This is a genomic window from Geodermatophilus sp. YIM 151500 (assembly GCF_025716945.1).
Classification (GTDB): Bacteria; Actinomycetota; Actinomycetes; order Mycobacteriales; family Geodermatophilaceae; genus YIM-151500.
In genome coordinates this window covers 26391-39301 of record NZ_JAOVZT010000004.1, presented here as the reverse complement: position 1 = coordinate 39301, position 12911 = coordinate 26391, and the positions used below count along the sequence as shown (strand labels likewise).

General features: G+C 73.2%; 13 protein-coding genes. 8 read left to right on the top strand and 5 right to left on the bottom strand.

Features of this window, described 5'->3' with window-relative positions; translation table 11 throughout:
- Positions 1-5 precede the first annotated feature (5 nt).
- The gene (locus tag OF117_RS08490) at positions 6-566 is read right to left on the bottom strand and encodes a DUF1990 family protein (RefSeq protein WP_263552394.1); all 561 of its coding nucleotides are present in this window, start codon (positions 564-566) and stop codon (positions 6-8) included.
- Positions 567-681: 115 nt separating this feature from the next.
- On the opposite strand from OF117_RS08490, the gene OF117_RS08485 reads away from it, so the two are divergent.
- Together OF117_RS08485 and OF117_RS08480 are read left to right on the top strand one after the other, a co-directional pair.
- The gene (locus tag OF117_RS08485; protein ID WP_263552393.1) at positions 682-1524 is read left to right on the top strand and encodes a HipA family kinase; all 843 of its coding nucleotides are present in this window, start codon (positions 682-684) and stop codon (positions 1522-1524) included.
- Positions 1521-1919: a DUF3037 domain-containing protein gene (locus OF117_RS08480; RefSeq protein WP_263552392.1), complete on the top strand. Its 399-nt coding sequence runs from the start codon at positions 1521-1523 to the stop codon at positions 1917-1919. Before OF117_RS08485 ends, OF117_RS08480 begins: the two co-directional genes overlap by 4 nt.
- Positions 1920-2064: 145 nt before the next feature.
- Here OF117_RS08480 and OF117_RS08475 read toward each other — a convergent pair whose 3' ends face one another.
- The 4 genes from OF117_RS08475 to OF117_RS08460 form a co-directional block, all read right to left on the bottom strand.
- Positions 2065-2358: a 4a-hydroxytetrahydrobiopterin dehydratase gene (locus tag OF117_RS08475; RefSeq protein WP_263552391.1), complete on the bottom strand. Its 294-nt coding sequence runs from the start codon at positions 2356-2358 to the stop codon at positions 2065-2067.
- A gap of 76 nt (positions 2359-2434) precedes the next feature.
- Complete coding sequence (locus OF117_RS08470) at positions 2435-3145, bottom strand: phosphoadenylyl-sulfate reductase (protein WP_263552390.1); 711 nt, start codon at positions 3143-3145, stop codon at positions 2435-2437.
- Positions 3146-3317: 172 nt separating this feature from the next.
- Positions 3318-5009 carry a nitrite/sulfite reductase gene (locus tag OF117_RS08465; RefSeq protein WP_263552389.1) on the bottom strand — a complete coding sequence of 564 codons (1692 nt, stop codon included), beginning with the start codon at positions 5007-5009 and terminating at the stop codon, positions 3318-3320.
- Between the two features lie 263 nt (positions 5010-5272).
- Positions 5273-5755 carry an RrF2 family transcriptional regulator gene (locus tag OF117_RS08460; RefSeq protein ID WP_263552388.1) on the bottom strand — a complete coding sequence of 161 codons (483 nt, stop codon included), beginning with the start codon at positions 5753-5755 and terminating at the stop codon, positions 5273-5275.
- 33 nt (positions 5756-5788) lie between these two features.
- On the opposite strand from OF117_RS08460, the gene OF117_RS08455 reads away from it, so the two are divergent.
- From OF117_RS08455 to OF117_RS08430, 6 genes are all read left to right on the top strand, one after another.
- The gene (locus OF117_RS08455) at positions 5789-6547 is read left to right on the top strand and encodes a (deoxy)nucleoside triphosphate pyrophosphohydrolase (RefSeq protein WP_263552387.1); all 759 of its coding nucleotides are present in this window, start codon (positions 5789-5791) and stop codon (positions 6545-6547) included.
- 369 nt (positions 6548-6916) lie between these two features.
- Entirely contained in the window at positions 6917-8563 is a 1647-nt protein-coding gene (locus OF117_RS08450) for an ABC transporter substrate-binding protein (RefSeq protein ID WP_263552386.1), read from the top strand.
- 274 nt (positions 8564-8837) lie between these two features.
- Complete coding sequence (locus OF117_RS08445; RefSeq protein ID WP_263552385.1) at positions 8838-9761, top strand: ABC transporter permease; 924 nt, start codon at positions 8838-8840, stop codon at positions 9759-9761.
- Positions 9754-10737 (top strand): ABC transporter permease, encoded by a 984-nt coding sequence (locus OF117_RS08440; protein ID WP_263552384.1) that lies wholly within the window; start codon positions 9754-9756, stop codon positions 10735-10737. Before OF117_RS08445 ends, OF117_RS08440 begins: the two co-directional genes overlap by 8 nt.
- Positions 10737-11750 (top strand): ABC transporter ATP-binding protein, encoded by a 1014-nt coding sequence (locus tag OF117_RS08435; protein WP_263552383.1) that lies wholly within the window; start codon positions 10737-10739, stop codon positions 11748-11750. Before OF117_RS08440 ends, OF117_RS08435 begins: the two co-directional genes overlap by 1 nt.
- Positions 11743-12756 (top strand): ABC transporter ATP-binding protein, encoded by a 1014-nt coding sequence (locus OF117_RS08430; RefSeq protein ID WP_263552382.1) that lies wholly within the window; start codon positions 11743-11745, stop codon positions 12754-12756. Before OF117_RS08435 ends, OF117_RS08430 begins: the two co-directional genes overlap by 8 nt.
- The last annotated feature ends 155 nt before the right edge of the window (positions 12757-12911 follow it).

The window sequence follows — 12911 nt, the reverse complement described above, 5'->3', positions numbered from 1 at the left end:
ATCGCTCAGCCGCCGGCCGCTCGGCCCCCGGCCGCCCGGCGCGCCGCACGGGCGTAGGCGGTCAGCGCCAGCTCCTGCACCCGCCGGCCGACCGGCCCGGCGAGCCGGGCGACCGGGCCGGTCATCCGCGAGAAGACGCGGGTGGTGAAGAGCACCTGCCCGTCCGGGTCGAGCCGGAGGAGGAACGCCTCCTCGCCGCTCTCCGGATGGCCGGGCAGGGTGCCGTAGCCGAAGCCGCGCTCGTCGCCGTCTGGCTGCGCCCACACGACCCGGCAGGGGATGTCGTAGCCCAGCCGCGGCAGTCCCGCGGTCAGCACGACGACGGCGCCCGGTTCGCTCGCCGGGCCGGTGGCGCGCACCCGCAGCCCCGCGCCGCGCTGGCAGCCCCAGTCGAACAGCGCGGCGGCGGCCCGCTCGAAGGCCGGCCGTCCCGAGCCGACCACCGCCGTCCGCTCGAGGTGCGGCCAGCCGGCCGGGTACCGCGCCTCGCGGGTGGCCCCGACGTCGGGATAGGTGAACGGCGCGTCGCGGAGCCGGTCGAGGTCCGCGGCCCGCAGCAGCCCCACCGCTACCGCCCGCCGGCCGGCGCGGCGCCGCGGCGGCCGGGCGGTGCGTCGACGGTCACGCCGCCAGTGTTCCCGCCGACCCCGCACGGCGCGCGGCGGTAACGTCCGGCCCACTGTGCTGCCCGCCGTCACCGCCACCCGTTACGTCACCCCGCTGCGCGAGGGTGGCTCGCTGCCGGGGCTCATGGAGGCCGACGACCTGGGCACGTACGTGGTCAAGTGGCGCGGCGCCGGTCAGGGTCTGCCGGTGCTGGTGGCCGAGGTGGTCTGCGGCGAGCTGGCCCGCGCGCTCGGCCTGCCGGTGCCGGCGCTGGTCACCGTCGACGTCGCCCCGGAGCTGGCCGTGGGCGAGCCCGACGTCGAGGTGCAGGAGCTGCTGCGCCGATCGGCGGGCCGCAACCTGGGCCTCGACTACCTCCCCGGCGCGCTGGACTTCGAGGCCGGTGCCGACGGCGTCGGCCCGGGGCTGGCCGGGCGGGTGCTGTGGTTCGACGCGCTCGTCGGCAACGTCGACCGCTCGTGGCGCAACCCCAACATGCTCTTCTGGCACGGTCGGCTCCACCTGATCGACCACGGCGCCTGCCTGACCTTCCACCACTCCTGGCCGGGCGCGGCCGCCGCGGTCACCCGGCCGTACGACGCGAGCGCGCACGCACTGGTCGAACGCGACCCGCAGGTGGCGGACGCCGACGCGGCGCTCGCCCCCCGGATCACCCGCGACCTGCTCGCCGGCGTGCTGGCACAGGTGCCCGACGACTGGCTGGACGGCGACGCCGAGGACCTCCGCGACCGCTACGTCGACCAGCTGCTGGCCCGGCTGGACGCGCGCGACGCCTGGCTGCCCGGGCTGGTCGCCACCGCGGCCGCCGGCGGCGGGGGGCGCCGCCGCGCGCCGCGCGGGGAGAACCGGCCGGCCTGGCTGGGCCCTCCGCCGCCGGAGGGGGTGAGGCAACGGTGAGCGGCTCCCGGGACACCTTCGAGTACGCCGTGCTGCGGGTCGTCCCCCGCGTGGAGCGGGGAGAGGCGATCAACGCCGGGGTGCTCGTCTACTGCCGGCAGCGCGACTACCTCGGCTCTCGGGTGCACCTCGACGTCGACCGGCTGCGCGCCCTCGACCCGACCGCCGACGCCGACGCGATCGGCCGGGCGCTCCGGGCGGCGGCCGACGTCTGCGCCGCCGCGCCGGCCGCCGGGGCCGCCGGGCGCGAGGCGCTGGGGTCCCGCTTCCGCTGGCTGACCGCGCCGCGCAGCACCGTCGTCCAGCCGGGGCCGGTGCACACCGGCCTCACCGAGGACCCGGACGCCGAGGCCGACCGCCTGCTGCGCCTGCTCGTCCTCCCCGTGGCGGGCTGACCCCCCACGGCGCCCCTCCACACGCGATCGACCTCCTCCTCACGCGATCATGAAGTCGCGGAAGCGGCGCGCCGGCGTGGAGCGGCGTGTCGCCTCCGGAACTTCGTGATCGCGTCAGCGGGGGGTCGGGGACCGGGCCCCGGGGTCAGCCGGGGAGCAGGGCGTCGATGCGGCGGGCGAGCTGCAGGTCGAGCTCGGTCACGCCGCCGGCGGAGTGGCTGACCAGCGCGAAGTGCAGGGTGCGCCAGCGCAGGTCGACGTCGGGGTGGTGGTCGAGCTCCTCGGCCACGTCGGCGACGGCTCCGATCGCGGCGACGGCGTCGCGGAAGCTGGGCAGCTCGACGGTGCGGTGCAGGCCGCCGGTGTCACCGGACCACAGCGGCAGGTCGCCGAGGGCGGCGGACAGCTCGTCGGGGGAGAGGCGCGGAGGACGCGGCACGGGCTCATCCTGCCGCCCCGGAACGGCCTCGTCCCGGGCCCGCGGCGCGCGTCGTGAGGTGGGACGAGGTCCCTCCTCAGACGTGCAGCCCGCACTCCGTCTTGCCGCGGCCGGCCCAGCGACCGGCGCGCGCGTCCTCGCCGGGGGCGACCGGCCGGGTGCACGGCGCGCAGCCGATCGACGCGTAGCCGAGGTCGGTGAGCGGGTTGACCGGCACCGAGTGCTCGGTGACGTAGGCGTCGACGTCGTCCTGGGTCCAGGCTGCCAGCGGATTGATCTTGATCATTCCGCGTGCGGCGTCCCAATCGACCAACTTGGTGTACTTGCGCGACGCGGACTCCTCCCGCCGCACGCCCGACCCCCAGGCGACGAAGCCGGACAGCGCCTGCGCGAGCGGCTGGACCTTGCGCAGCGAGCAGCACAGGTCAGGGTCGCGCTCGTGCAGCCGCGACCCGAATTCGGCGTCCTGCTCGGCGACCGACTGCGCCGGTCGCACGTCCACCAGCGTGATCGGCAGCACCGAGGTGATCCAGTCGCGGGTGCCCAGGGTCTCGGCGAAGTGGTAGCCGGTGTCGAGGAAGACGACCCGGACGCCGGGGACCGCCCGGCTGGCCAGGTGCGCGAGCAGCCCGTCGGCCATCGACGACGTGATGGCGAAGTCGTCGCCGAAGGTGTCACCGGCCCAGCGCAGCACGGTGAGCGCCTGCTCCACCGGGTCGGCGATGTCCTCGAACCAGGCGTTCGCCGCCTCGGCGAGCAGCGGCGTCGGCCGGATGGCGGTCGTCATCCCTGCTGCACCCCCGTCGCGATCAGTTGCACTCTGAATGCACGCAGACACGCTGCGCAACGCCAACCGTCGGAAGTCCCCCCGTACGGGGTGAGTTCCTCGTCCCCGCAGTACGGGCAGTGGAACGGCGGCAGGGAGCGGCCTCTTCCGGGTGTGTCCTCCGTCACGGCGCTCAGACCAGCCAGGACTCGTCGGCCCGCGCCACGTAGGCGGCGAACCGCTCGTCCGGCTCGCGCCGCTCGAGGTAGCCGCGCAGCACCCGCTCGCAGTAGTCGGCGGTCTCGGCCTTGGTCACCTTGTGGCCGCGGAACTTCCGGCCGAAGGCGGCCTCCACGCCGAGGTGCCCGCCCAGGTGCACCTGGAAGCCCTCGACCATCTCGCCGGCCTCGTCGCGGACCATCGAGCCCTTGAAGCCGATGTCGGCCGTCTGGAACCGGGCGCAGCTGTTGGGGCACCCGTTGACGTTGATCGAGATCGGCTCGTCGAAGTCCGGCAGCCGCTTCTCCAGCTCGGCGTACAGGTCCTGCGCGTGGCCCTTGGTCTCGACGATCGCCAGCTTGCAGAACTCCAGGCCGGTGCAGGCCATGGTGCCGCGGCGGAAGGCGCTCGGCCGCACCTGCAGGTCGTGCTCGCCCAGCGCGGCCACCAGGTCCTCGACCCGCTCGTCGGGCACGTCGAGGATCACCAGCTTCTGCTGCGCCGTCGTCCGGATCCGACCGGCGCCGTACGCGTCGGCCAGGTCGGCGACGCGGGCCAGCAGCGTGCCGCTGATCCGCCCCGTGCGCAGCGCGAAGCCGACGGCGTTCGCGCCGTCCTTCTGCTTCATCACGCCGACGTGGTCGCGCTCGTCGTTCCTCGGCGGCGCCGGCGACGGGCCGTCGGGCAGTCCGCGGTGCAGGTACTCGTCCTCCAGCACCGAGCGGAACCTCTCCGGCCCCCAGTCGGCCATGAGGAACTTCATCCGGGCGTGGTTGCGCTGCCGGCGGTACCCGTAGTCGCGGAAGATCGAGGTGACCGCGGCCCAGACCTCGGTGACCTCCTCCGGGCGGACGAACACGCCGATCCGCTGCGCCAGCTTGGGATTGGTCGACAGGCCGCCGCCGACCCACAGGTCGTAGCCCGCCCGGCCGTAGTCGTCGACCACGCCCACGAACGACACGTCGTTGATCTCGTGGCCGGTGCAGTGGTCGACGCAGCCGGACATCGACGTCTTCCACTTGCGCGGCAGGTTGCTGAACTCCGGATCGCCGACGTACCGGGCGACGGTCTGCGCGACGACGTCCGAGGCGTCGATCACCTCGTCCTCGAGGATGCCGGCCAGCGGGCAGTTGAGCATCACGCGCGGCGTGTCACCGCAGGCCTCGGTGGTCGACAGCCCGACGGCTTCGAGCCGCCGCCAGATCTCGGGCACGTCCTCGATGCGGATCCAGTGCAGCTGGACGTTCTGCCGGTCGGTGATGTCGGCGACGTCCCGACCGAACTCGGTGCTGATCCCGGCGACCACCCGGAGCTGCTCGCCGGTGAGCTGCCCGCCGTCGATGCGCACGCGCAGCATGAAGTAGGAGTCCTCGAGCTCCTCGGGCTCGAGGACGGCGGTCTTGCCGCCGGGGATGCCCTGGGCGCGCTGGGTGTAGAGGCCCATCCAGCGCATCCGGCCGCGCAGGTCGCCGGGGTCGATGCCGTCGAAGCCGGTCTTCGAGTAGATGTCGAGGATCCGCTGGCGCACGTCGAGGCCGTCGGAGTCCTTCTTCATCCGCTCGTTGGGGTTGAGCGGCTCGCGGTACCCCAGTGCCCACTGGCCCTGGCCGCGTTGCACCGTGTCGCGCCGGGACGGCCGGTCGCTCGTGCGAGGTGTCTGGGTCACGGTCGTACTTCTTCCTGCGCCGGACCGAGCGCGCAGGGGGGCACGCGGGCGCGGTGTCGTGGCGCTACCGATCGGGGGCGCAGCAGCCGCTGCGCGAGGGCGGGGTCAGCGCGCGGCGCGACAGACCGCGCTGGACACCAGCGCCAGGTCGATGTGCAGACGCGCGACGAGCAGGGCGCCGCGGTCCGTCATGCGCACGATGGTGCCACACGAACGGCCGGCAGGCCGCACGTGGCTCCCCGCGGACGGCGGTGTCGCGCCGGTCAGCGGACGCCGGAGGTGCGCGCGTCGCCGAAGGAGCGCCACGCGTCCTCGACGGCGACCAGCTCGGCGACCCGCGCGGGCAGCCGGCCGGCGACGACGTCGGCCAGCGTGACCTCCTCGAGCACCTGCCGGTAGGCCTCCCGCGCGGCGACCCAGACCGCGCCGAGCGCCGCGGCGGCCCCAGGGTTGTCGACGTCCTCCGGGCGCTGGCCGTGCACCTCGGCGAGGAAGCCCTGCTCGATCCGCATGACCCGCGCCACGGACACCTCCGAGGCCGGCAGCGCCAGCCGGTACCCGCCGTCCCGCCCCCGCTGGCTGGTCACCAGGCGGGCGTGCTGGAGGTCGGCCAGGATGGCCTGCAGGAAACGGACCGGGATGTCCTGCGCCGTGGCGATCCGGTCGCAGGTCAGCGCACCGGGCGCCGCGGCCGCCAGCTCCAGGGCGGCGCGGACGGCGTAGTCGACGCGAGCGGTGATGCGCACCGGCCCATCCTGCGCCTCGGGGAGGGGAGTGCGGTGCTGCGGCTGCGGTTCACCACCCTCGTGGGTGCTCCGCTGACGGTCGCCTACGACGTCGCGCAGGCCACCCCGCCGCCGTGGCCGGGACCGCTGGTGCAGGTGGCCGCCGTCCGGCCGGAGCACGACGCCTACGCCGCGGCCCCGGGCGGACGGCGCCGGCTGGCCCACACCCGCCGCTTCACCGCCACCGGCGCCGGCACGCTGGTGACCGAGCAGGTCGACTGGGAGCCACGGGTCCCCCCGGTGCTGCGGGGCGCGGTCGAGGAGCTGGTGCTGCGGCCCCGCGTGCTGCGGGCCATGCGCGACCACCAGGAGGTGTACGCCGCGGCTGCCTCCCGGGCGGCCGCGGGCGTCGTCCAGGTGGTCGGTGCGGCGATCGTCCGCGGCGACCGGGTGCTCGTGGCGCGGCGCGCCGGGGGGCCCTACGACGGCTGCTGGGAGTTCCCCGGTGGCAAGGTGGAACCGGGGGAACCGGAACTCGACGGGCTGGTGCGCGAGTGCCGGGAGGAGCTCGGTGTCGTCGTGGCACCGCAGGCGTTCCTCGGCGAGGTCGTGCTCGACGGCGTGGTCGGCGGCGGCGCGCCGGGTGCGTCGACCCTGCGGGTGTGGTGGGCCCGCGAGGCCTCGGGCGAGCTCGCGGCCGCCGAGCACGCGGAGCTCCGCTGGGTGCGGGCCGAGGAGCTCGCGGCGCTCGACTGGATCCCCGCCGACCGCCCGCTGCTGCCCGCCGTCCGGGCCCTGCTCGCCCGCTCGTGACGGGCCGCTGCCCGACATGCTGCCCGGCGTCCTGCCCGCGGTCCGCGACGGCGCCCGCACTCGGCAGGAAAGGCCGGGAATCGCGCTGAAAAAGTGACGGAACACGGGGGGTGGACGAGCGTTCGTCGCCGTCCGGACGGCCCGTCCACGGCGTGCCGTGGGGCGCCTGGGACACGAAGGTCACGAATGGGACTCGGCCGTGGACGCTCCGGAGAAGGCGCGCCTAGGGTCGCTCGCAGCGTGCCGAGAGGGCTGCGGCCTGCTGGGCGCGTCCGCACCGGGAGATCCGTCCGTCGACCGACGGGGCGAGCCGGTGCTGGTCGAACAATCCGTTCCCCCCGCCACCGCGGGGTCAGGGAGGCATGTCTCGTGAAGTTGAGCAAGCGCGGTGCCGCGCTGATCGCGTCTGGCGTCGTGGGCGCCCTGACGCTGTCGGCCTGCGGCGGTGGCGAGGACGAGGGCAGCGGCGGCGGCGGTGCGGGCGCTGCCAGCAGCGGCGGGTCGTACAGCATCTACATCGGCGAGCCCGAGAACCCGCTGGTCCCCGGCAACACCAACGAGACCGAGGGTGGCCAGGTCGTCGACTCCCTGTGGACGGGTCTGGTCGAGTACGACGCCGAGACCAACGAGGCGGTCTACACCGGCGTCGCCGAGTCCATCGAGTCCGTCGACCAGACGACCTGGACCGTCACCCTCAACGACGGCTGGACCTTCCACGACGGCTCCCCGGTCGACGCCCAGTCCTTCGTCGACGCCTGGAACTACACCGCGCTGAGCACCAACGCCCAGGGCAACTCCTACTTCTTCTCCAACGTGGCCGGGTACGCCGACCTGCAGGCGCCGGAGACCGGTGGTGCGCCCGCCGCGCAGGAGATGTCCGGCCTGCAGGTCGTCGACGACCTGACCTTCGAGGTCACCCTGTCGGCTCCCTACGCGCAGTGGCCGACCACCACCGGGTACACGGCCTTCTTCCCGCTGCCCCCGGCGTTCTTCGACGACCCCCAGGGCTTCGGCGAGCAGCCGATCGGCAACGGCCCGTTCATGGCCGAGGAGCCCTTCGTCCCCGGGCAGGGCATCACGCTGACCCGCTTCGACGACTACGCCGGCGAGGTCGCCAACGCCGAGACGTTGGAGTACCGCATCTACACCGAGCTGAACACCGCCTACACCGACCTGCAGGGCGGCTCGCTCGACATCGTCGACACCATCCCGCCGGACGCGATCGCGTCGGCCGAGGGCGAGTTCGGCGACCGGTTCATCGAGTCGGCCTACGGCGACATCACCTCGCTGGGCTTCCCGACCTACGACGAGCGCTTCGCCGACCCCGACGTGCGCCGCGCGTTCTCCCTGGCCATCGACCGCCAGGCCATCTCCGACGCCATCTTCCAGGGCACCCGGCAGCCGGCCACCTCGTTCATCAGCCCCGTCGTCGACGGCCACCGCGAGGACGCGTGCGACGTCTGCGTGCTGGACGTCGAGCAGGCCAACCAGCTCCTCGACCAGGCCGGCTTCGACCGCAGCGAGCCGGTGGACCTGTGGTTCAACGCCGGCGCCGGCCACGAGGAGTGGATGCAGGCCGTCGGCAACCAGATCCGCGAGAACCTGGGCGTCGAGTACCAGCTCCGCGGTGACCTGCAGTTCGCCGAGTACCTGCCGCTGCAGGACGCGCAGGGCATGACCGGCCCCTTCCGGTCCGGCTGGATCATGGACTACCCGGTGGCGGAGAACTTCCTCGGCCCGCTCTACAGCACCGCGGCGATCCCGCCGGCCGGCTCGAACGTCACGTTCTTCAGCAACCCCGAGTTCGACGCGCTCCTCCAGCAGGGCAACGCGGCCGACAGCAACGAGGCGGCCATCGAGGCCTACCAGGCGGCCGAGGACCTGCTCATCGCCCAGATGCCGGCTGCCCCGCTGTTCCACCGCACCAACCAGCTCGCCCACTCCGACCGGGTCAGCAACGTGGTCATCAACGCCTTCGGGCGGATCGACACGGCTGCGGTCCAGGTCACCGAGTGACGCGCGGCTGACCCGCACCGGGATGCAGGGGTGCGCCCGGCCCTCCGGGGTCGGGCGCACCGCTGCGTCCGGGGCGGGCGCTCTACGTCGTCCGGGACCGGCCCCTCCGCTGCGTCCGGGGCGGGCGCTCCGCCGCGTCCAGGGGCCGGCCCTGCCCCCGTTCCACCCGCCAGGAGGCCGGATCCCCCCGGCACTAGCCTGAGCCGACCGACCAGCCCGACCCCTCCGACCGGTCCTCACGAGGGCACCGGTCCGACATCCCTGGAGGCAGTGCATGGGGCGTTACATCGCCCGGCGCCTGCTGCTCACGATCCCCGTGCTCATCGGCGCGTCGTTCCTCATCTTCGCGATGGTGTACGCGCTGCCCGGCGACCCGATCCGCGCGCTCGCCGGTGACCGGCCGCTCTCGGAGGCCGTCCAGGCGCAGCTGCGCGCCGAGTACAACCTCGACGACCCGCTCTGGCTCCAGTACGTCAAGTACGTCGGTGGTCTGCTGCAGGGCGACTTCGGGACCGACTTCTCCGGCCGCGCCGTCCTCGACACCATCGAGCAGCGGTTGCCCGTGACCGCGAAGCTCGCCGCCGTCGCCGTGTTCTTCGAGGCGGTCATCGGCCTGGTCGCCGGCATCCTCGCCGGCATCCGCCGGGGCTCCTTCTTCGACAACCTGGTCCTCGTCACCACGACGCTGATCGTGTCGATCCCGGTCTTCGTGCTCGGCTTCGTCGCCCAGTACCTCTTCGGCCTGCGCTTCCCGATCTTCCCGACGTCCGGCATCAACGAAGGCCTCTACAGCTACCTGCTGCCCGGGCTGGTGCTGGCCAGCCTGTCGCTGGCCTACGTCGCGCGGTTGACCCGCACCAGCCTGGCCGAGAACCTCCGCCAGGACTACGTGCGCACCGCCCGCGCCAAGGGGCTCAAGCCGTCGGTCGTCGTCGGCAAGCACACCCTGCGCAACAGCCTGATCCCGGTGGTCACCTACATCGGTGCCGACGTCGGTTCGCTGATGGCCGGGGCGATCGTGACCGAGACCATCTTCAACATCCCCGGCCTCGGCCGGGCGGTGTACGACTCGGTGCTGCGCCAGGAGGGCGCCGTCGTCGTCGGCATCGTGACCCTGTTCGTCTTCTTCTACATCTTCTTCAACCTGGTGGTCGACGTCCTGTACGCCCTCCTGGACCCGAGGATCCGCTATGACTGACCAGCGTGCCGGGACCGAGCGCCGGCCCACCGAGGGACAGGTCACCGGACGGCCGCCCGAGGCCACCGACCGCGCCGAGGGGTGGGCGGCGACCACCCTCGAGGCCAAGGCGGCCGGCAGCGAGGACATCGGCGAGGCCAGCCTCTGGTCGGACGCGTGGCGCAGCCTGCGGAAGAACCCGTTCTTCCTGGTCGGCGCCGTCCTGCTGACGGTCTTCCTGTTGATGGCGGCCTTCCCGACGTTGTTCACGCGCACCGACCCGCGGGACTGCGACCTCTCCCGGTCGGCGGACGGGCCGAGCGCCGGCGCCTGGTTCGGCTACGACGTGCAGGGCTGCGACTACTACGCCAACGTGGTCCACGGCGCCCAGGTGTCGGTGTCGATCGGCTTCCTCGCCATGCTCGGTACGCTGCTCATCGGGGTGGTCATCGGCTCGCTGGCCGGCTACTACGGCGGCTGGATCGACAGCTTGCTGGCCCGGCTCGCCGACATCTTCTACGGCCTGCCGCTCATCCTGGGCGCATTCATCCTGCTGTCGGTGCTGCCCGACCGCGGCGTCCTCGAGGTCGCGCTGGCGCTCGTCGTGTTCGGCTGGATGACTGCCATGCGGCTGGTCCGCTCGACGGTGGTCTCGGTCAAGGAGGCCGACTACGTGCAGGCGGCCCGGGCGCTGGGCGGCTCCACGGGCCGGGTGCTGACCCGGCACATCCTGCCCAACGCGGTCGCGCCCGTGCTGGTCTACTCGACGATCTACGTCGGCACCCTGATCGCCGCCGAGGCGACGCTGACCTTCCTCGGCATCGGGCTCCAGCTGCCCGAGATCTCGTGGGGCCTGCAGATCAACTCGGCGCAGAACCGGCTGCGCGACGCCGCTCACCTGATCTTCTTCCCCAGCGCCTTCCTGTCGCTGACCGTCCTCTCGTTCATCCTGATCGGCGACGCGCTGCGCGACGCCCTCGACCCGAAGCTGCGGTGATGACCACCTCCGACCCGGTCCTCGAGGTCGAGGACCTCTCCGTCGAGTTCCGCACCCCCAAGGGCGTGGTCCGGGCGGTCAACGAGATCAGCTACCAGGTCGGCACCGGCGAGACGCTGGCGATCCTCGGCGAGTCGGGCTCGGGGAAGAGCGTCAGCGTGCAGGCGGTCATGGGCATCCTCGACTCGCCGCCGGGCTACGTCACCGGCGGCCGGGTGTTGTTCGAGGGGCGCGACCTGCTGACCGCCTCGGCGGAGGAGCAGCGCGCCGTCCGTGGCCCCGGCATCTCGATGATCTTCCAGGACGCGCTGTCGGCGCTGAACCCGGTGTTCACCGTCGGTCACCAGATCGCCGAGATGTTCCGGGCGCACCGCGGCACCAGCCGCAAGGAGGCCAGGGAGGCCGCGATCGAGCTGCTCGACCGGGTGCACATCCCGGCGGCGCGCCGGCGTGCCGGCTCCTTCCCGCACCAGTTCTCCGGTGGCATGCGCCAGCGCGTCATGATCGCCATGGCGCTGGCGCTGGACCCCAAGGTGCTCATCGCCGACGAGCCGACCACCGCACTCGACGTGACGGTGCAGGCGCAGATCATGGAGCTGCTGCAGGAGCTCCAGCGCGACACCGGCATGGGCCTGCTGCTCATCACCCACGACCTGGGCGTGGTCAACGAGGTCGCCGACCGGGTGGTCGTCATGTACGCCGGCCGGGTCGTCGAGACCGGCACGGTCGACGAGGTGTTCACCGACCCGACCCATCCCTACACCGAGGGCCTCATGGCCTCGGTGCCGGCGGTGGAGGCCAAGGGCACCCGGCTGCGCCCGATCGTCGGCACGCCGCCGGACCTCGCCCGCATCCCGCCGGGTTGCGCGTTCCACCCGCGGTGCCCGCGCCGGGTGCTCGAGAACGCCCCGCCCGGCAAGGACTGCGACGACGACGTCCCGCTGCTGCTGCCGGTCGGCGCGCCCGGCCGGGCCAGCGCCTGCCACTACCGCGAGGAGGTCCTGCATGCCTGAGGGGCGCGAGCCGATCCTCGAGGTCCGCGGGCTGGTCAAGCACTTCCCGCTGACCCTGGGCGTCATCGCCCGCCGGGTCGTCGGTCACGTGCACGCCGTCGACGGCGTCGACCTCACGCTGCACCGGGGCGAGAGCCTGGGCCTGGTGGGCGAGTCCGGCTGCGGCAAGTCGACCGTGGCCAAGCTGCTGATGGGCCTGGAGAAGCCGACGGCCGGGCAGATCCTGTTCCACGGCAAGGACGTCGGGAAGATGAGCGGCCGCGCGCTGAAGGACTACCGGCGCCGCGTGCAGATCATCTTCCAGGACCCCTACTCGTCGCTGAACCCGCGGATGACCGTCGGCGACATCGTGGCCGAGGGCTGGGAGATCCACAGCGACGTCGTCCCGAAGAAGGACCGGCGCAAGCGGGCCCGCGAGCTGCTGGAGCGGGTCGGCCTCAACCCCGACTACGTCAACCGCTACCCGCACCAGTTCTCGGGCGGCCAGCGGCAGCGCATCGGCATCGCCCGGGCGCTGGCCCTGCAACCGGAGATCATCGTCTGCGACGAGCCGGTGTCGGCCCTCGACGTCTCCGTGCAGGCCCAGGTGGTCAACCTGCTCGAGGACCTGCAGGACGAGTTCGGCCTGGCCTACGTGTTCATCGCCCACGACCTCTCCGTGGTGCGGCACATCTCCGACCGGGTCGCCGTCATGTACCTGGGCAGCGTCGTGGAGACCGGCACGGACATGGAGGTGTACGGCTCGCCCGCGCACCCCTACACCCAGGCCCTGCTCTCGTCGGTGCCGGTGCACGAGCCGCACCTGCGCGGGCAGAAGGAGCGGATCCTGCTGACCGGCGACGTGCCCAGCCCGGCCGATCCGCCGTCCGGGTGCCGCTTCCGCACCCGCTGCTGGAAGGCCCAGGACGTCTGCGCCACCGACCCGCCGGCGCTGGTCGACCGGGGGCAGGGGCACCCGTCGGCCTGCCACTTCGCCGAGGCGCGCCACGTCGTCCCGGTGGAGTGAGCAGGCCGGGACATCGAGGTCCTCCGGACCGCACCGCGGTGTCATCGAGGTCCTCCGGACCGCACCGCGGTGTCATCGAGGTCCTCCGGACCGCACCGCGGTGTCATCGCGGTCCTCCGGACCGCACCGCGGTGTCATCGCGGTCCTCCGGACCG

What these genes read in the sequence shown, in the direction of transcription:
- OF117_RS08440 (WP_263552384.1), top strand. Translation starts at nt 9,754, where the DNA reads ATGACTGACCAGCGTGCCGGGACCGAGCGCCGGCCCACCGAGGGACAG.
- OF117_RS08435 (WP_263552383.1), top strand. Translation starts at nt 10,737, where the DNA reads ATGACCACCTCCGACCCGGTCCTCGAGGTCGAGGACCTCTCCGTCGAG.
- OF117_RS08445 (WP_263552385.1), top strand. Translation starts at nt 8,838, where the DNA reads ATGGGGCGTTACATCGCCCGGCGCCTGCTGCTCACGATCCCCGTGCTC.
- OF117_RS08470 (WP_263552390.1), bottom strand. Translation starts at nt 3,145, where the DNA reads ATGACGACCGCCATCCGGCCGACGCCGCTGCTCGCCGAGGCGGCGAAC.
- OF117_RS08430 (WP_263552382.1), top strand. Translation starts at nt 11,743, where the DNA reads ATGCCTGAGGGGCGCGAGCCGATCCTCGAGGTCCGCGGGCTGGTCAAG.